Origin of the sequence: Edwardsiella sp. A.80236 (assembly GCF_044540725.1) — a bacterium.
GTDB lineage: Bacteria > Pseudomonadota > Gammaproteobacteria > Enterobacterales > Enterobacteriaceae > Edwardsiella > Edwardsiella tarda.
In genome coordinates this window covers 469,521-488,077 of sequence record NZ_JBIUCY010000001.1, presented here as the reverse complement: position 1 = coordinate 488,077, position 18,557 = coordinate 469,521, and the positions used below count along the sequence as shown (strand labels likewise).

Sequence of the window (18,557 nt, the reverse complement as noted above, 5' to 3'; positions counted from 1 at the left end):
GGCAGTAGGCAGTAGGCAGTAGGCAGTAGGCAGTAGGCAGTAGGCAGTAGGCAGTAGGCAGTAGGCAGTAGGCAGTAGGCAGCCGCACAATACCAGCGTGAGACTCCCCACCAAGACCCGCGCAAAGCGCCCCGCACGCAGCCGTAACGACGCGAAGCCGCGCCAATTAGTGCGTATCGACCTCGATACGCAGGCTATCATGACGCCAATACTCGATGTCGAGATCGAGCACCCGCCCATACTGATCGTAGTTGAGGCGGCGTAGCAACAGCGCTGGGCGCCCTTCCATCACCCCCAAGGCCTGCGCGGCGGGACGCGGCATCGCGCTAGGGTAGGAAGAGAGGTGCATGCTGGCATAACACAGTTGGTAATGGCGCTGATACACCTCCGTCAGGCTGCCATTCAGATCGTGGCGCAGCAACTCCGGCACCCGCGCCGGCAGGCAGTGGTTCTCGCAGTAACAGATCGCGCGATCATCGGCATAACGCACGCGCTTGAGTAGATAGATCTGATCGCAGGGTTGCAGCTGCAAAGGTGTCATCGCCTCCAGCGGCACGGCAAGTAACTCCCCGCTCAGTAGCCGGGTCTGTGCGACCCGCCCCTGCTCACGACACAACTGATGGAAGTTGGTGTTCTGCGTCGGATCGAGCCACAGGCGCTGTGGCGTCACAAACCAACCGCGCCGATCGGCGCGATAAATGATGCCGCCCGCCTCCAACTGCGCCAGGCTCTCGCGGATGGTGATGCGTGTGGTATTGAAGCGCGCACAGAGCTCGCGCTCAGAGGGCAACTTATCGCCACATTTCAACGCCCCACTCTCGATATGCGCCTGGAGTTGCGCCTTGATGGAAAGGTATTGCGGGATGTCACCAGAGATCGCTTTCATGCTCGTTCACCGTCACGGTTGTCTGGCGATATTATACAGAGATTGATGAATTTTTTGTTGCAAACCGATTTTCCCTTTGACCCGGAGTGGGCCATGTCGCCATGATAACCCCAATCTGGTATAGACCAATGGTGAAATCATGACTGCTCGTAATACCCTACTGCTCACGCCCGGCCCGCTGACCACCTCATCCAGCGTAAAGCGTGCGATGCTCTTCGATAGCTGTACCTGGGACGATGACTACAACCATGGCGTGGTCGAACCGATCCGCCGTCACCTCACCGCCCTGGCGACCCCTGCCGCCGACTATACCGCCGTCCTGTTGCAAGGCAGCGGCAGCTATGCCGTCGAGGCGGTACTCGGCAGCGCGCTCGGCCCACAAGGTAAGGTATTGATCATCAATAACGGCGCCTACGGCGCGCGCATGGCCGAGATGGCGACCCTGATGGGCATCGCCCACCAGGTCTACGACTGCGGCGAGCTCGCCCGCCCCGATCTGGCCGAGCTGGCGGCATACTTACAGGCCGATCCGACCATCAGCCACCTCGCGATGGTGCACTGTGAAACCACCACCGGGATGCTGAACCCGATCCGCGAGGTGGGCGAACTGGCGCGCCGCCACGCCAAGATCTACCTGGTCGATGCCATGAGTAGCTTCGGCGGCATTCCATTGGATATGGCCGAGTTGGGCATTGACTTTCTGATTAGCTCGGCCAACAAATGTATCCAAGGGGTGCCCGGCTTCGCCTTCGTCATTGCCCACCGCGAACGCCTGGCGGCCTGCGCCGGTCGCTCACGTTCGCTGTCGTTGGATCTCTACGCCCAATGGCGCTGCATGGAGGATCACGGCGGCAAGTGGCGCTTCACCTCGCCGACCCATACCGTGCTGGCTTTCGCCCAGGCGCTGCGGGAACTGGAGGCGGAGGGTGGCATCGAGGCACGCCACCAGCGCTATCACACGAATCAGCGCCGCCTGGTCGCCGGCATGCGTCGGCTCGGCTTCCAGCCGCTGTTGGACGACGAGCTACACTCGCCGATCATCACCGCGTTTTATTCACCCAGCAGCCCACACTACCGTTTCGCGGACTTTTACCAGCGTCTTAAACAGCAGGGCTTTATCATCTATCCCGGCAAGGTATCGCAGAGCGACTGCTTCCGCATCGGCAACATCGGTGAGGTCTACCCCGCCGACATCGACGCCCTGCTCCAGGCCATTCAACAAGCCATCTATTGGCAACAGTAAGGACACACCATGCAACGTATTCAGGCCGTTATTCTCGATTGGGCAGGGACCACCGTCGACTTTGGTTCTTTCGCCCCGACCCAGATCTTCGTCGAGGCGTTTCGTCAGGCATTCGACATCGAACTGACCCTGGCTGAGGCTCGGGTGCCGATGGGACTGGGCAAGTGGCAACACATCGAGGCGTTGGGGCGCTTGCCCAGTGTCGATGCCCGCTGGCAAGCCAAATTTGGCCGAGCGATGCGTGCTGACGATATCGATGCGATCTACAACGCCTTCATGCCATTACAGATCGCCAAGGTCGTCGATTTCGCCACACCAATCAGCGGCGTCGTCGAGACCATCGCCACCCTACGCGCCAATGGGATCAAGATCGGCTCCTGCTCCGGCTACCCCCGCGCGGTGATGGAGCGCCTGGTCGTGGCCGCCGCCCATCAGGGCTATGCACCGGACAACTGGGTCGCAACCGATGACCTCGCCGCCGGCGGCCGTCCCGGCCCCTGGATGGCGCTGCAGAATGTCATCACCTTGGGCATCGACGCCGTCGCGCATTGCGTCAAAGTCGACGATGCCGTCCCGGGGATCCTTGAGGGACTCAACGCCGGGATGTGGAGCGTCGGCCTGGCGATCTCCGGCAACGAGTTTGGCGCCACCTGGGAGGCGTACCACGCCATGGCGGATGACGAAAAGGCGCGCCGCCGCACCCTGGCCGCCGAGAAGCTGTACGCCGCGGGCGTGCACTATGTAGTCGACACCCTGGCGGATCTGCCGGCGGTGATCGCCCAGATCGATCGGCGCCTGGCGCGTGGCGAACGTCCCTAAGCCCCCACCCCGCCCGGCCTCTGCGCCGGGCCTCCTCAGCCGGTAAGCCATGCTCACCCACTGCCACCTTCGCCGTATCCTACCCGGCACCAGCGAGCCGGCGGGTACGGAAGACGCTGGGGGAGCACCCCGCCAGGCGACTGAAGAAGCGGGTGAAATAGGCGGGATCTTTAAAGCCTAACTGGTAAGCAATCTGATGTACCGAGCGGTCACTAAATAACAGCAGACGCTTCGCCTCGCGTAATTGCCGTTCGAAGATCAATCGCTTCGGCGAACGATTGGTGAAACGGCGGCACATATCAGCCAGGCGTGACTCGGTGATCCCCAGTTGGCGCGCATACTCGGCCACCGGCAGATGCTCGGGGTAACGCGTATCGATCAATTGGTTGAAACGACGAAAACGCTGGATCTCCCCACGCATGACACACAGGTTGCGTTCGCCCAACGGTACGTTGCGCAGCAGCAGCGTAAAGGCCGCCTGCGCCAGCAACGCCAAGGTATGCTCATAACCCGCCAACTGCGCTGTCGCCTCGCGTTGAATCAACGCCCAATAATGATTAAGCGTCGCTAGCTCCTGGGGCTTATCCGCCAACGACAGGCAAACCCCGGGGATATCCAGCCACGCCTCACGCCCCCCTTGATAAGGGTAGAGACTCTCAAGCAACGGCCAGATCAACTCTTGACGCACCGTCAACACATGCCCCTCGCTATCCGGCTCGGTAAAGAAGGCATGTGGCGTCGAAGGCGGCGTCAGCACGAACAACGGCGCCTGTAACGCATAGCGTTGATCGTCGAGAAACAACTCAATTTGCCCGGTATTCAACACATGCATTTGGAAGAAGTGATCGTGGCGATGGACATGCATATCACGGCCAAAGAATGCTGCCAGACGCGAGAACGATTGATAATAGACGCCTTCCGCCCCCTGTGCCTCATGATAATCGTGGGCCAGATCGAGATTGGCGACAACCGGTTCGTTCATCGTGATAACCCTCCAGGCAAGAACAAACGGGCCCGACTCGGCCCGTGACACTTAGGGCGTAGCGCGAGGACGTGAAGCCTGCATCGGGATCCACCACACCAGAAGGGCACCAACGACCAACAACCCAGCGACAAAGTAGAGGCCAGAGTTGAAGCTCCCCGTCTGATCCTTCAGCCAACCGATCAGCAGCGGACTGATACCGGAACCGATATTGCCCACGGCGTTGATCACGGCGATCCCCACCGCCCGCGCACGTAGACTGATCGACTGATCCGGCGTGGTCCAGAAGATGGCCATCGCCGTGAACGACCCCACGGAGGCCATGATGATGCCGATCAACTGCAACAGGCTATGCTGGGTCGCCGAAGCCAACAGCCAGCCGACGGCGGCGAACAGGTAAGGCAGGCAGGTGTGCAGCTTGCGCTCCTGGAGACGATCGGAGCGGCGGCTCCACCATACCATGCCGGCGATGGTACAGACCTGGGGGATGGCCGCCAACAGGCCGATGACAATGTTACTGCTGCCCTGATTGAAGCTCTGCAGGATCTGCGGCGTCCAGATGTTAACCGCACTCAGGGTGTTGGTCAGGCAAAAGTAAGCCAAGGTATACATGACCACCACCGGGGTGAAGATCTCACGCCACAGGCTGCGCCGTTGCAATGCACGGTGACTCACGCCCCCTTCCGGCTGCACCAGCTCCAGCTTATCCTCCTCCATCATCGCTTGCAGAGTCTGCTTATCGCTCGTCGTCAACCACTTGGCCTTAGCCGGCGTATCATCCAAATAGAACCAGACGACGACCCCCAGCAACACCGAGGGGAATCCCTCCAACAGGAATAGCCATTGCCACCCCTTCAGGTCCAAGATGCCATCCAGCGCCATGATATAGCCGGACGCCGCCGAGCCTAGCGCCATGGTGACGGGCATCGCCACCATAAATAGCGCGTTGGCCCGAGCGCGAAAATAGGCGGGGAACCAATAAGTAAGATAGACCAGCACCCCGGGCAGGAAGCCCGCCTCAGCAATACCGACGATCATTCGCAACACATACAGACTCGTGGGACCGGTCGCAAACATGGTCGCTGTCGAGGCGATGCCCCAACAGACCATGATGGTAGCGATCCAGCGCCGCGCCCCGACGATCCCCAGCATGATATTGCTGGGAATACCGAAGATGACATAAGTGGCATAGAACAGCGTCGTCGCCAGACCAAACATGGTCGCGCTCAACCCGAGATCCCGCCCCATGGTGAGGCCCGCGAAGCCGATGTTAATACGATCGAGAAAGGAGGCGACAAACAACACGAACAGAAACACGATCAGGCGGCGGAATAGCTTATTAATAACAGCCTGTTGTTGTGCATTGAGTTGCTTATGACGCTCGGCGGGATTAGCCGAACTATTCCCTATGGTCGGTGACTCGCTCATCGTGCTGCCCTCAAGTGATTGCCCATTATGGTCGGTATTGCGCCGTGACTCAGTACACACCCGGCGCCGTCTGTGGAGCGATGGTACCGAAGCGGGCGGCTAACGCCTCGGCGGCTCGCGCTAAAAGTGTGGTATCGACCCCCACCGCCACAAATAACGCCCCGAGTTCCAGGTAACGTTGCGCCATCTCCGGCTGCGCCATCAAAATGCCGGGAGCCTTACCCGCCGCCTTGATTTGGGCGATCGCCTGCTCGATCGCCGCCTGAACGGTCGGATGCGTCGGCTGGCCGGCCAAGCCCATATCGGCGCTCAGATCCGCCGGGCCGATGAACACGCCGTCCACCCCCTCCACCGCGAGGATCTGCGGGAGATTACCCAGCGCCGTGCGGGTCTCGACCTGTATCAACACGCATACCTCATCGTCGGCGCGTTGCAGATAGTCGTCGATCCGGTTCCAGCGTGAGGCTCGCGCCAGGGCACTCCCCACCCCACGGATCCCCTGAGGCGGATAACGCGTAGCGCGTACCGCCGCCTGCGCCTGTGCCGCGTCTTGTACCATCGGGATCAACACGCTCTGTGCGCCGATGTCTAGCAACTGTTTAATCTGCACGGCATCGTTCCAGGCGCTACGTACAACCGGATGACTAGGGTAAGGGGCAATGGCTTGCAACTGTCCGAGGATAGTCTGGACATTATTCGGCGCATGTTCGCCGTCGATCAGGAGCCAATCGAAACCACTCCCCGCTAACAGTTCGGCGCTATAGGGGCTACACAGACCCAGCCAGAGACCAATCTGCGCGTGCCCATCCCGTAGTGCCTGCTTAAAGGTGTTATGTAATACGGCGTGGTTCATTTTCTCTCCTTAGACAAACCGACAACTGATGGCGCCCAGCGGGCCATAGTCGACATGGAAGGTATCCCCCTGACGTGCCGCCACCGGGCGGGTAAAGGAGCCGGCCAGAATGATCTGCCCCGCCTCCAGCTGCACCTGGTAAGGGGCGAGTTTATTCGCCAACCAGGCCACGCCATTGGCCGGATGATTCAACACGGCGGCGGCGACCCCGGACTCCTCAATCACCCCGTTGCGATACAACAACGCACTGATCCAACGCAGATCTAAGGCCTCTGGCTTGATGGGACGCCCGCCCAAGATCACCCCGGCGTTCGCGGCATTGTCCGCGATGGTGTCGAAGACCTTGCGCGGCCGACCACTCTGGGGATCGACGTTATGGCTGCGCGCGTCGATCAACTCCAAGGCAGGGATGACGTAATCCGTGGCGTTATATACGTCGAACAGGGTACAGTTCGGGCCACGTAACGGCTTCGCCAGAATAAAGGCCAACTCGACCTCGATACGGGGCACGATGAAGCGATCCGTCGAGATCTCTCCCCCGTCGGCAAACAGCATGTCGTCGAGTAACGCGCCATAATCCGGCTCCGTAATCTGCGAGCTGATCTGCATCGCTCGCGACGTTAGGCCGATCTTATGGCCCACCAAACGGCGCCCGGCGGCGATCTTCTGCGCCACCCAGGCACGCTGGATGGCGTAAGCATCCTCAAGCGTGATCTGTGGATACTCCAAGGAGAGCGCCCGGATCTGTACACGGCTCTGTTCCGCCTGATCCAGGCGACGAGCGAGGCTCTCGATGAGCGAGTGAGCTAACATCAATTCGTTCCCTTATCGTCAAGTCCACCGAAGCAGAGGTACTTCACTTCGAGATAATCCTCGATACCATAGCGCGACCCTTCACGCCCTAACCCGGACTGCTTGATGCCGCCAAACGGCGCCAACTCATTGGAGATCAGCCCCTCATTAATGCCGACCATGCCGCACTCCAACGCCTCCGCCACCCGGTAGATCCGACCGATGTCACGCGCATAGAAGTAGGCTGCCAGCCCCGATTCGGTCTGATTGGCCAGTCGGATGGCCCCCTGTTCATCGTGAAATTTGATCAGCGGAGCGACGGGGCCGAAAGCCTCCTCATGGGCGATGCGCATCGACTCATCGACGTCACGCAGAATGGTCGGCTGGAAGAACAGACCGCCCAAGGAATGCGGCGCGCCGCCGCTCACCAGGGTTGCGCCCCGTGCCAGAGCGTCGTCGATCAACGCCTGGACTTTATCCAGCGCCGCCTGATTGATCAGCGGCCCCTGCTGCGCGCGGGGATCGCTGGCTGGCCCGACCCGCAGCGTCGCGACCACCTCGGCGAAACGGGTGACGAAGCGTTCATAGATCCCGGCCTGTACCAGGATGCGGTTGGCACAGACGCAGGTCTGGCCGCTGTTACGAAACTTCGCCGCCAGAGCCCCCTGAACCGCGGCCTCCAGATCGGCGTCGTCGAATACGATAAAGGGAGCATTGCCGCCCAGCTCCAGAGAGAGTTTCTTCACCGTCGCCGCGCTTTGCGCCATCAGCAGCTTGCCGATGCGGGTTGAGCCGGTAAACGACAGCTTGCGCACCAGCGGGCTCTGGGTCATACAGGTGCCGATGGCCGCCGCATCCAGCCCCGGCACGATATTCAACACCCCCGCCGGCAGTCCCGCCGCCTCCGCCAACGCCGCCAGTGCCAGCGCCGACAGCGGCGTCTCCGGCGCTGGCTTTAGCACCACACAGCAACCGGCGGCCAGCGCCGGTGCAACCTTGCGGGTGATCATGGCATTGGGGAAATTCCATGGCGTGATCGCCGCAACCACGCCGATCGGTTGCTTGATGGTACTGATACGCTGACCAGGAAGCGGACTGGGGATCGTCTCCCCATAAGTGCGCTTCCCCTCCTCGGCAAACCACTCGATAAAGCTGGCACCATAGGCGATCTCCGCCAACGCCTCGGCGTGCGGCTTGCCCTGCTCCCGGCTGAGTAACTGCGCCAGCGCCTGGCGATGCCCCCCGATCAGATCGTACCAACGCCGCAGGATTAACCCACGCTGCTTGGCCGTCTGGGCGCGCCAGGCGGGAAGCGCCCGTTGAGCGGCACGGATCGCCTGTTGGCAGGCCTCTGCGCCCATATCGCTGACGCGTGCAATGCACGCACCACTGGCCGGATCGGTTACCGCAAAGGTGGCACCGTCGGCGGCATCGAGCCAGCGGCCATCGATGTAGGCCTGGTGGCGCAACAGCACCACGGGTTTACTTCTCATGATTTCTCTCTCCGGGTAACAGGCAGTACAGATGACGCGGGACGCGTTGCACGGCCAGCCGCTGACTTAACCAGCTCAGCGCAGCGCACAGCGCCATCAGCAATGTCATGGTGAACGGGGTATCATCCTGTAGGGCTGACAGCAGCAGGCTGGCGCCAGCCCCCAACGCGAACTGGCACGAAACCGCCAAGGCCGTCGCACTGCCCGCCTGCTCCGCGCGCGGTAACAATAGTTGCGACAGACTATTAGCACCGATAGCATTCACCAGCGATATATACAGCATCACCAAGGGCGCGATCAGCGCCACCCCCTGGCGGTAGCTGGCCAGCAGTAGCAGGCCGAAGATCACCTGAGCACCACTCTGCCAAGACAGCAGGCGTGCCAGGCTGTAGTGACGCAGTAGGCGCACATTGAGCAGCAGCAACAGGATCATCCCCAGCACATTGCCCGCGAACAGCAGGCCATAGGCGTGGGGAGACAGTTGGAAATAATGGATATAGACGAACGGTGAGGCGCTGATAAAGGCGAACATCCCGGCGAAGGAGAACGACAACGTACCGATGGCCGCCATCGCCCGACGATCGCGCAGTAGCAGACCATAGTGATGAAACGCTACCCACAGGCCGCCCGACGAAGGCGACGCGCTCGTGGGCAATGTCTCCGGCAACAGTCGCCACACCAACAGCCCGCTGAGACAGCCACAGAGCGTGAGTAACCCAAAGATGGCCTGCCAGTCGAACCAGGTCAGCAGCGCGCCGCCTAACAGCGGCGCCAGCAAGGGTGCCGCCATAGTCACCAGCGTCATCAACGACAACACCCGCGGTAAGACCTGGGCGTGATAGACATCACGAGCGATCGCCCGAGCCATCACCACCGCGGCGCCGCTCCCGAACGCTTGCAGGACGCGCAATGCCACCAGTTGCCATACATTACTCACCTGAGTACAGAGCAGACTCGCGCAGGCGAATAGCAACAAACCGCTCAGTAACAACCGGCGCCGACCGAGGCGATCGCTCAACGGCCCATAGAGCAACATCCCGATACACAGACCGAGAAAAAACGCGCTCAGTGTCAGCTGCATCTGCCCGGTCGTCGCCTGTAGGCGTTGCGCCATGGCGGGCAAGGCCGGCAGATACATGTCGATAGACAGGGGGCCGAACGCCACCAGCGATCCCAGCAGCGGGATCAGCCAGCGGGGCGGACGCTGAACGAAGGCCGAGCTCATGCTACGCATGCCTAGGATCTCGCCACATCCGCAAACAACGCGTGTACGTTGTTTTGCTTGTAACTCAACTCTGCTGGCAACACCTCAATCACCAACGAAAGGGCCAGGTAACGCTGCGCCATCAGGGGGGCGAAGTGCTGCTGGATCAAGGCGAAGAGTTGCTCTCCCACCTGCTGTTGGCACGCCAAGCTGCGTCCGGCGCCGATCTTCAACGTCATATGCACGAAGGCATAATCGTGACGCCCATCGGCCATCTGCCAGGTATCCAGCCAGATGGCGCGGCTACGGATCCCCGCCAGGGGGAAGAGTCCGGTTCCAAAGAGAAATGCATTGACCTGGGCAAACAGCGCCGGCAGATCGGCCTCGCGACGAATATTGTCGCTACACTCAGCGTAGAAATGGGGCATATCGACTCCTCGCGGACTAGGCAGCCACCGCCGGCAACGGGAATACCGCATTCACTTGGCCGGTACCTGAACTGGCGAATAACTCGGTGACGAACTCGACCTGTCCGTCATACCGATCCCAGCCTAATAGGCCAAGCAACATCACCGTGTCATGCATGTTGCCCTCGCCGAAACAGTAGTGGGCATACTCCGGCAACATGGCGCAAAACTCGTCGAAACGCCCCTCTTTCCACAATTTGACCACCCGTTCATCCATCTGACGATCGAACTCACGGGTATAACTGTGCATTCCTTGTTCGGCCCGTTGATCATCAATAAAACGGTGTGATAACGAACCGCTCGCCAGCACCGCTACCTTACCGGCGTACTGTTCGATGGCTTTGGCGATCGCCTCGCCCATCTTGCGACTGTCGGCGAAGTCATGGACGGTACAAAAGGCGGAGATGGAGATCACCTTAAAGTGACGATCGGCATTCATATAGCGCATCGGCACCAGCGTGCCGTACTCCAGCGCCAGGCTGGCGATATTGTGGGCCTGGGCACGAACGCCGAGACGACACGCCTCGTCGGCAATCAGTTGGCCCAGTTCGGGGTTACCGTCATACTCATAGGGCATATCGCGAATAAAATGCGGCAGCTCATGGCTGGTATAGACCCCAGAGAAGTGGGCGCTACAGTTGATGTGGTAGGCGCTGTTGACCAGCCAGTGGGTATCGAACACGATGATGGTGTCGACGCCCAACTCGCGGCAACGGCGGCCGATCTCTTTATGCCCCTCGATCGCCGCCTGACGACACCCCCTGGTGTTTTCCCGGCAGTTCCGACAGGTACATTGACGGCACGTGGGTGATCTTGGCGGCTAACGCTAACTGTCCCATATGATTTCTCCTGAAAGTACGGTGCGTATGTAGTTGTGATAGAACGCATTGCTCCCGGTTGATGAAGGACGCCGCCCGCTACGCCCTCCCTCAGGCAACACACCCGTCGGCGAGCGAGTGACGCCAGCAACGCCCCTCGTCGACCGACAACGACGTCACCTCTCATACTCCCCAACGCGGAATCGGATGATCCCCGAGAGAGAGACAGACGTTCTTCATTTCGGCGAACACCTCGAAGCTGTACTCCCCACCTTCACGCCCAGTACCGGAGGCCTTTACCCCGCCGAAAGGTTGGCGTAGATCGCGCACATTCTGGGTATTGATGAACACCATGCCCGCCTCTATGCTGCGTGCTAGGCGATGAGCCTTGCCGATATCCTGGGTCCAGATGTAAGAGGCCAGGCCATACTCGACAGCGTTGGCCAGACGCAATCCCTCCGCCTCGTCTTTAAACGGCAGCAGGCAAGCTACCGGTCCGAAGATCTCCTCCTGAGCGACTCGCATGCGATTGTCGACATCGGCCAACACCGTCGGGCGCAAGAAGTTGCCCTGACGCAGATGCGCGGGTAAATCACTGGGCTTCTCCGGTCCCCCGGCCAACAGCGTGGCCCCCTCTTCGATGCCAAGACGGATATAACCGGAGACCTTCTCCCAATGCTGGCGACTGATCAGTGCGCCGACCTGTGTCTGCGGATCTCGTGGATCACCGACCCGCAAGCGGTTGGCACGCTCGGCGAAACGCCGAACGAACTCCGGGTAGATCTGCTGCTGGATGAAGATGCGTGAACCCGCGGTGCAACGCTCACCGTTGATGGAGAAGATGGTGAATAACGCGGCATCCAGCGCACGCTCGATATCGGCGTCAGCAAAGATCAACACCGGTGACTTTCCCCCCAACTCCATGGAGTACTTCTTCAGGCCAGCACTCCTCATGATGGCACGCCCGGTGGCGGTGCCGCCGGTGAAGGAGATGGCGCGCACATCGGGATGACGCACCAAGGCATCGCCCGCCGTGGCGCCATACCCCTGAACCACATTCAAGACGCCGGCAGGAATACCCGCCTCCAGCGCCAACGCCCCGAGACGATCGGCACTCAACGGTGACAACTCAGACATCTTCAATACCGCGGTATTACCCAATGCCAGACAAGGCGCGACCTTCCAGGTCGCCGTCATAAACGGCACGTTCCATGGCGACACCAACGCGCACACGCCGACCGGCTGAACCAAGGTGTAATTCAGCATCTGGTCGTCGACGGGATAGGTACGGCCATTCATCTGCTGACAGATCTCGGCGAAGAAATCGAAGTTATGCGAGGCGCGTGGGATCAAGACGTTTTTGGTCTGCTGGATCGGTAAACCCGTATCGCGCGTCTCCAGCTCGGCGATCGCCGCTACCTCTTGATCGATCAATGATCCGAGACGCCGCATCAGACGGGCTCGCTGCTTCATCGGCAGATTGGCCCATTTGGGGAAGGCCTGTTTAGCGGCGGCGACAGCCTGCGCAATCTCGGTCTGATCACCCGCGGCCACTTCCGCCAAGACGTCGCCCGTCGCCGGATCGAGGGTCGTGAAATAATCCTGACCAGCGACATTCTTACCGTTAATCCAATGGTTAATACGTTTCATCCTGCGATCTCCTTGTACTCGGCCTCACTGACGATACGGTTACTCAAACGCGCAACGCCCTCCACCTCGACCACCACCTCGTCACCGGGCCGGACATCGGCCAATCCCTTCGGCGTACCCGTGGCGATCATGTCACCGGGTTGCAGGGTGATAAATTCACTCAGGTAAGCGATCAGGTAGGGAATGGAGAAAATCATGTCGCCCGTGTTGCCACGTTGACGCAACTCACCGTTAACCCAGGTGCTGAGCGTCAGGTTATGAGGATCGGGCACCGCCTCGCGCGCCACGATCCAAGGGCCGATCGGCGTCAAGGTATCGCGACTCTTCACGCGTAGATTCGGGCGATAGTAGTTCTCGAGATAATCGCGTACGGCGTAGTCGTTACACACGGTGTAACCCGCGACATACTCCATCGCCTGTGCCGCTGAAACGCGGCACGCGCGTCGGCCGATCACCACCACCAACTCCGCCTCATAGTGCATGTAGTCCAGATTATCTGGTCGTACAGACACCTGGTTATGACCGGTCAACGTATTCGCCGCCTTGATGAATACCAGCGGTTCCTCCGGTGCCTGGAATGCCAGTTCGCTAGCATGGTCGGCATAGTTAAGCCCTAATGCGAATAACGTGCCGCCGGTCACGGGCGGCAGCCACTGCACCTGCTCGGCGCCGAGGGTGGTCCCGTCCGCCAACACTACGCGCTGCTGTTGGTCCACGCGGACTGACAAAATCTCGCCTTGATACTGAATACGCGCCTGCCTCATGCCGCATCTCCCTGTGTGACCACGAGATTCTCCAACGTGGGAAAGCCGGCCGCCCGTACGCTGACGCGATCGCCGGGTTTAATGGTCACCCGCTGTTGGGGTGTACCAAGTAGGATCACATCGCCGGGTTGCAAGGTAGCAAAGTCACTCAATGCACTCAGCAACTGCGGCGCGGAACGCAGCAGATCGGCCGTCGACCAACGGTCAACCTCAACATCATTGATTGCAGTAATGATCGTCAACGTCGCTATTTGCTCGGCAGGCAGTACCACCCGGTCACCCAGCGGACAGAAACCATCACGACATTTAGCCTTGATGGCGGGCCGATAGAAGCTGGATTCCGGCAAGCTGACCTCATTGGCGAGGGCAAAGCCGGCGATAAATTCTGCCGCCTGCTGCACACTGACCTGATGTGCTCGCCGCCCCACCACCAGCGCCAACGTAGCACCGCTTAACACCTGTTCACCGGCAGGATGTGGGATCGCCGCGCCACTGGGGATGACCGTGTTACGAGGTTTAATAAACCACACCGGCGTCTTAGGTGGCTCCTGATAGGGGGGCGAGTGAAACTGTGCATCCCAGGCAGCCAGTTGACTGCGATGGTTCAGGGCGACAGCAAAGACGGTGCCTTCCATTCCTCTCTCCTTTAGCTTGCACATAACGGGGCGTGACAGGCTTATTGTTAACATATTAATGAAATCCTTTTACACGCTGTACGCGTTTTAAACAACCGCCACGCGCAAAACTGTGATCTCGATAACACTGTATTTACATTTTATTAAATTAATTCTTTGTTATCATGCAGATAGATATATCTTCACAGTGTTTTAGTGCATTGTTATTAACTTAATATTAACCAATGCGCGCAGCATTAATTTCATTAACCTATTAACGATCATGGGTGGTGAGGAATGGCGGGCATCGAGAGAGTGACTAGGCTACAATCGGAAGAAGGCTGAGGGGTATATGGCGACCGGTAGGCGCCTAACGAACGATTGAATGGATTGAAGAACTATGCATGAGTCACTGACCATCGCTCTGTTACAGGCACGCGAAAGCGCGATGGGTTTCTTCCGCCCGATATTGAAACGCTACAACTTAACCGAGCAGCAGTGGCGTGTGATCCGTGTCTTGGCTGGGAATCATTCTGTCGATTTCCATCAATTGGCCAGCCAAGCTTGTATATTACGTCCCAGTTTGACCGGGATCCTGTCACGGATGGAGCGGGACGGGCTGATCTTTCGCCTGAAACCTGTCAACGATCAGCGCAAGTTATATGTCTCCCTCAGCCAGCAGGGACAGACGTTGTATGAGCAGGCTCGCGCGCAGATTGAGGCGGAATACCAAGCCATCGAACGCGCCTTCTCCAGCGAAAAAATGGCGCAACTGACAACGTTGCTGGAAGCGTTTATTGCCCTGGGCACGCGCCAGCAGACGGGACAAGAGAAAATATCCGACGACACTCCTCACCTTGAACCCCAAGATTGAGACGACCTCCCCATACGGCGGCGATATAACGGAAACGGTCAGACGTCCGCCGTCCCTCCGCCGCCACGAACAATCACACCAAAAAAATAACATACTATTAACATGGTCGTGGCGAGCGCCTTGCCTATCACTTCACGCCCTCAGGTAAATAACCCGTTGCAGCAGAATTCCCCATCGTGATCACACTTCTATCGCTGCTAGGGAAAAGTACAAGTTTTTACCTGAATTTTACATTTCATTAAACTTATTACTCCCCATAATCGGTAACCGTGCCCCATCGACACGGATGAACGCATAGGCTTACCCGGCCTATCGCCGACGCCACGCGACTGCATAGCACGCTTACTCAATCAAAGGAGCCTGAGCGATGATGACCACCGACAACCCCATGCTGGACAAGTTACGTCCGATTTTGCCGCAGATTGCTGCCAATGCCACGCTAGCTGAGCGCGAACGCCGTGTCCCGGCAGAGAACATCGCCTTGCTAAAAGGCATCGGTATGCATCGCATGTTCCAACCCAAGACCTATGGCGGCCTGGAGATGTCGCTACCGCAGTTCACCGACTGCGTCGCCGCGCTGGCAGGCGCCTGCGGTGGCACGGCTTGGGCCTTCAGTTTGCTCTGTACCCATAGCCATCAATTAGCAATGTTTTCCCAACGCTTACAGGATGAAATCTGGGGCACCAATCCCGATGCCACCGCCAGTAGCAGCATCGCCCCATTCGGTCGCATAGAAGAGGGCGACGGCGGCGTCTATCTCAGCGGTGAAATGGGCTGGAGCAGCGGCTGCGACCACGCCGACTGGGCGATCGTGGGTTTCAATCGTATCGATGCCATGGGCGAGAAAATCTACTGTTTCGGCGTGATCCCTCGTCAGGAGTACCAGATCCGCGATGACTGGTACGCCAGCGGCATGAGCGGCAGCGGATCGAAGACGCTGATCATCGAAAACACGTTTATTCCCGAGCACCGTATCGAGATCGCGAAGAACATGATGGAGGGACGCTCGCGCGGCTTTGGGCTCTATCCGGAGAGTGACCTCTACTATGCCCCCTATCGCCCCTACTTCGCCTGTGGCTTCGCCGCCATCGGCTTAGGGATCGCCGAACGCATGCTCGTTGCCTTTAAAGAGAAGACCCAGAATCGCGTACGCGCCTACACCGGCGCCCGTGTCGGCACCGCCACACCGGCCTTGATGCGCCTGGCCGAATCGACTCATCAGGTCGCCGCCGCTCGCGCCTTCCTGGAGAAAACCTGGCAGGAGCACGCCGCGTTTGGCCGTCAGCATCGCTATCCGACCCGCTCCGAGTTAGCCTTCTGGCGCACCAATCAGGCCTATGCGGTGAAGATGTGTATCGCCGCCGTGGATCGCTTATTCTGCGCCGCCGGCGCCACCAGCTGGTTGAGTGATAACGAAATGCAACGCCTGTTCCGCGACGCCCACATGACCGGTGCCCACGCCTACACCGATTACGATGTCTGCGCCCAGATCCTGGGGCGTGAACTGATGGGGCTAGACCCCGATCCCAGCATGGTTTAACCACCGAGGATGTTGTGATGATGCAGACTACAGGGAATTGCCTCGACCCACGCGCCTTGCGTCAGGCGCTGGGAAACTTTGCCACCGGCGTAACCGTAATCACCACCGCCGGCCTCGACGGCGTCGATGTCGGCATGACGGCCAACAGCTTTAACTCCGTTTCACTCGATCCCCCCTTGATCTTATGGAGCATCGACAAGCGTGCTGGCAGCTATCCACACTTCGCTCAGGCCAGCCACTTCGCCGTGAATATTCTCGCCGCCGATCAGATCGCGCTTTCCAACCGCTTTGCGCGCCCGGCAGAAAATAAGTTCGCGGGACTGGAATATGCACGCGGCATCGCCGATATACCGTTACTGCATGACTGCGCCGCCCGTTTCCAGTGCGAAAAGTACCAACAGATCGATGCCGGTGATCACTGGATCTTGATTGGCAAAGTCGTCACCTTCGACGACTTCGGGCGCGCTCCACTGCTGTACTGCCAAGGCGCTTATTCGCTGGTGCTGCCCTATCCGCGCTCCGTCGCGGAATCCCCGGCACCCGGCGCGGAGTCGATGCCGCTCGAGGACAACATCTACTATCTCCTCACCCAGGCCCTACGCAGTTACCAAACCTACTACCAACCGCACCAATACGCCTGTGGGCTACGCATCAGCGAGGCACGCATGTTGCTGGTTCTGGATAGTACTCATAAGATGTCACTGGATCAGTTATTGCACGAAGTCGCAATGCCAGCACAGGCGATCAACGAGGCGGAGGAGGTGCTACGCCGCAAGGGGCTGGTGACAACGCGCGATGGGGATTATCACCTAACGTCGGCCGGCATGGCGCAAGCCGCGCTGTTGCGTGACGTCGCTCAGCAACGCCAACAACAGGTATTGGCCGATTTCAGCTCCGAAGAAATCTCGCTGGTAAAGCAAGTCCTACGCGCTCTGCCGCATGCCTGCCGAGCACTGCACGCTGGCTCGACCTAAGTCGCTTACGCGTTCGGCCTGCCACGCCGAACGCGCTTACGCTCACCAGACCCTCGCCTCTTCCTTCATGTTGCCCTCCTCGATGGCGTTACCCCCACTAAATTGAGCAATCGCTCAACAAATGATTGACTTTGAGCGGTCGCTCAAGTATTTTTTCACCCGCTCAGCCTAGAGGCAACTGCGAGGAAGTCCCATGACGCCGCCGACTCACGCTCCTCATGCCGCGCGCGGTGTGCTCCCCCACGCCTCGCCCAGCGCACGCCGCACGTTGCTGAGCATCGCCCGCCGTAACCCGCTCGCCCTGCTCGTCAAGTTCGCCCTGATCACCCTAGAAAATCTGCTGTTGGTGACCTATCCACTCTTCGCCGGTTTTGCCATCGATGCCATCGTCCAGGGCGAGGGGCTCAAGGCGTCCAGTTACGCACTGATCGTTCTGCTCTTCTGGCTGATCGGCGCGCTGCGCCGATCCGTGGATACCCGTACCTTCACCCGGCTCTCTAGCACACTGGCCGTATCGGTCATCCTCGCCCAACGCCAGCGACGGGAGACGCCCTCCACTATCATCGCCCGGGTCACCCTCGCGCGCGAATTCATCGACTTCTTCGAACGCCATCTCCCCTTGCTGATGACCAGCCTGATCGCGCTCATCGGTGCGGTGACGATGCTGTTGGTGCTCGAATTCTGGCTCGGACTGGCCAGCCTAGGGATGATGATGCTCGGATTCTTGCTGCTACCCGCCTACGCACAAGGCAATCAACGCCTGCATCGGCGCCTACACGATCGCTTGGAGCGCGAAGCCGGGCTCATCGGCGGCCCCTCCCCCCACGGACTCACGCGCCACTACCAGATCCTGGCGCGGCTGCGGGTGGCTATCTCGGATCGCGAGTCGCTGGCCTACCTCATCGTCGACATCGGCGCGGCCCTGCTCTTTCTCCTCGCGATCGCCTTACTGAGCCGCCAATCCCAAATCGCGGCGGGCCATGTTTATGCCGTCATGACCTACCTGTGGAATTTCGTCAACAGCCTGGATGAAAGCCCAACCCTCACCGATCAGCTGGCACGCTTGCGTGATATCGCGCAACGCGTCGCCGCGGAATAACTATACTTAAGCGCGCGTGCCCCTTTGGTGTCTCTCACACCGACACGCCGTCGACCG

At 59.6% G+C, this 18,557-nt stretch carries 17 protein-coding genes and 1 pseudogene; 6 read left to right on the top strand and 12 right to left on the bottom strand.

Annotation, left to right across the window (positions count from 1 at the left end; genetic code table 11):
• Nucleotides 1-166: 166 nt before the first annotated feature.
• Nucleotides 167-886 carry a phosphonate utilization transcriptional regulator PhnR gene (gene phnR / locus ACEQFP_RS02210; RefSeq protein WP_396463795.1) on the bottom strand — a complete coding sequence of 240 codons (720 nt, stop codon included), beginning with the start codon at nucleotides 884-886 and terminating at the stop codon, nucleotides 167-169.
• A gap of 139 nt (nucleotides 887-1,025) precedes the next feature.
• On the opposite strand from phnR, the gene phnW reads away from it, so the two are divergent.
• Together phnW and phnX are read left to right on the top strand one after the other, a co-directional pair.
• Nucleotides 1,026-2,129 (top strand): 2-aminoethylphosphonate--pyruvate transaminase, encoded by a 1,104-nt coding sequence (gene phnW / locus ACEQFP_RS02205; RefSeq protein WP_097364577.1) that lies wholly within the window; start codon nucleotides 1,026-1,028, stop codon nucleotides 2,127-2,129.
• A gap of 9 nt (nucleotides 2,130-2,138) precedes the next feature.
• On the top strand, nucleotides 2,139-2,948 hold the full coding sequence (phnX, locus tag ACEQFP_RS02200; RefSeq protein ID WP_109578885.1) for a phosphonoacetaldehyde hydrolase: 810 nt from the start codon (nucleotides 2,139-2,141) through the stop codon (nucleotides 2,946-2,948).
• 79 nt (nucleotides 2,949-3,027) lie between these two features.
• On the opposite strand, the gene hpaA is transcribed toward phnX, so the two are convergent.
• The 11 genes and pseudogenes from hpaA to ACEQFP_RS02145 all read right to left on the bottom strand — a co-directional run bounded on the left by hpaA (nucleotide 3,028) and on the right by ACEQFP_RS02145 (nucleotide 14,034).
• The gene (hpaA, locus tag ACEQFP_RS02195) at nucleotides 3,028-3,930 is read right to left on the bottom strand and encodes a 4-hydroxyphenylacetate catabolism regulatory protein HpaA (protein ID WP_035599271.1); all 903 of its coding nucleotides are present in this window, start codon (nucleotides 3,928-3,930) and stop codon (nucleotides 3,028-3,030) included.
• A gap of 51 nt (nucleotides 3,931-3,981) precedes the next feature.
• On the bottom strand, nucleotides 3,982-5,358 hold the full coding sequence (gene hpaX / locus ACEQFP_RS02190; RefSeq protein WP_035599273.1) for a 4-hydroxyphenylacetate permease: 1,377 nt from the start codon (nucleotides 5,356-5,358) through the stop codon (nucleotides 3,982-3,984).
• A 49-nt stretch (nucleotides 5,359-5,407) separates the two neighbouring features.
• Nucleotides 5,408-6,211, bottom strand: a complete 804-nt coding sequence (gene hpaI, locus ACEQFP_RS02185) for a 4-hydroxy-2-oxoheptanedioate aldolase (RefSeq protein ID WP_370547416.1) — start codon at nucleotides 6,209-6,211, stop codon at nucleotides 5,408-5,410.
• A gap of 9 nt (nucleotides 6,212-6,220) precedes the next feature.
• On the bottom strand, nucleotides 6,221-7,024 hold the full coding sequence (hpaH, locus tag ACEQFP_RS02180) for a 2-oxo-hept-4-ene-1,7-dioate hydratase (protein ID WP_005286761.1): 804 nt from the start codon (nucleotides 7,022-7,024) through the stop codon (nucleotides 6,221-6,223).
• Nucleotides 7,024-8,496, bottom strand: a complete 1,473-nt coding sequence (locus ACEQFP_RS02175) for an NAD-dependent succinate-semialdehyde dehydrogenase (protein WP_005286764.1) — start codon at nucleotides 8,494-8,496, stop codon at nucleotides 7,024-7,026. Before ACEQFP_RS02175 ends, hpaH begins: the two co-directional genes overlap by 1 nt.
• Nucleotides 8,486-9,721, bottom strand: coding sequence for a multidrug effflux MFS transporter (locus tag ACEQFP_RS02170; RefSeq protein ID WP_080954947.1), 1,236 nt, complete (start codon nucleotides 9,719-9,721; stop codon nucleotides 8,486-8,488). The genes ACEQFP_RS02175 and ACEQFP_RS02170 overlap by 11 nt, the downstream gene beginning before the upstream one ends.
• Before the next feature lie 11 nt (nucleotides 9,722-9,732).
• The gene (locus ACEQFP_RS02165) at nucleotides 9,733-10,128 is read right to left on the bottom strand and encodes a 5-carboxymethyl-2-hydroxymuconate Delta-isomerase (RefSeq protein WP_034164359.1); all 396 of its coding nucleotides are present in this window, start codon (nucleotides 10,126-10,128) and stop codon (nucleotides 9,733-9,735) included.
• A gap of 16 nt (nucleotides 10,129-10,144) precedes the next feature.
• Nucleotides 10,145-11,006 (bottom strand): annotated as a pseudogene (hpaD, locus tag ACEQFP_RS02160) (3,4-dihydroxyphenylacetate 2,3-dioxygenase).
• Nucleotides 11,007-11,168: 162 nt separating this feature from the next.
• Nucleotides 11,169-12,635, bottom strand: coding sequence for a 5-carboxymethyl-2-hydroxymuconate semialdehyde dehydrogenase (hpaE, locus tag ACEQFP_RS02155; protein ID WP_005286779.1), 1,467 nt, complete (start codon nucleotides 12,633-12,635; stop codon nucleotides 11,169-11,171).
• Complete coding sequence (locus ACEQFP_RS02150; RefSeq protein ID WP_005294045.1) at nucleotides 12,632-13,399, bottom strand: fumarylacetoacetate hydrolase family protein; 768 nt, start codon at nucleotides 13,397-13,399, stop codon at nucleotides 12,632-12,634. The genes hpaE and ACEQFP_RS02150 overlap by 4 nt, the downstream gene beginning before the upstream one ends.
• Nucleotides 13,396-14,034 (bottom strand): fumarylacetoacetate hydrolase family protein, encoded by a 639-nt coding sequence (locus ACEQFP_RS02145; protein ID WP_005294044.1) that lies wholly within the window; start codon nucleotides 14,032-14,034, stop codon nucleotides 13,396-13,398. Before ACEQFP_RS02145 ends, ACEQFP_RS02150 begins: the two co-directional genes overlap by 4 nt.
• Before the next feature lie 379 nt (nucleotides 14,035-14,413).
• On the opposite strand from ACEQFP_RS02145, the gene hpaR reads away from it, so the two are divergent.
• From hpaR to ACEQFP_RS02125, 4 genes are all read left to right on the top strand, one after another.
• Nucleotides 14,414-14,887, top strand: a complete 474-nt coding sequence (gene hpaR / locus ACEQFP_RS02140) for a homoprotocatechuate degradation operon regulator HpaR (protein ID WP_005286786.1) — start codon at nucleotides 14,414-14,416, stop codon at nucleotides 14,885-14,887.
• Nucleotides 14,888-15,254: 367 nt separating this feature from the next.
• Nucleotides 15,255-16,427: a p-hydroxyphenylacetate 3-hydroxylase oxygenase component gene (locus tag ACEQFP_RS02135; RefSeq protein WP_005286792.1), complete on the top strand. Its 1,173-nt coding sequence runs from the start codon at nucleotides 15,255-15,257 to the stop codon at nucleotides 16,425-16,427.
• Between the two features lie 17 nt (nucleotides 16,428-16,444).
• Nucleotides 16,445-17,401, top strand: coding sequence for a p-hydroxyphenylacetate 3-hydroxylase reductase component (locus ACEQFP_RS02130; RefSeq protein WP_005286796.1), 957 nt, complete (start codon nucleotides 16,445-16,447; stop codon nucleotides 17,399-17,401).
• A gap of 193 nt (nucleotides 17,402-17,594) precedes the next feature.
• Complete coding sequence (locus ACEQFP_RS02125; protein ID WP_370547415.1) at nucleotides 17,595-18,500, top strand: ABC transporter six-transmembrane domain-containing protein; 906 nt, start codon at nucleotides 17,595-17,597, stop codon at nucleotides 18,498-18,500.
• Nucleotides 18,501-18,557 lie beyond the last annotated feature (57 nt).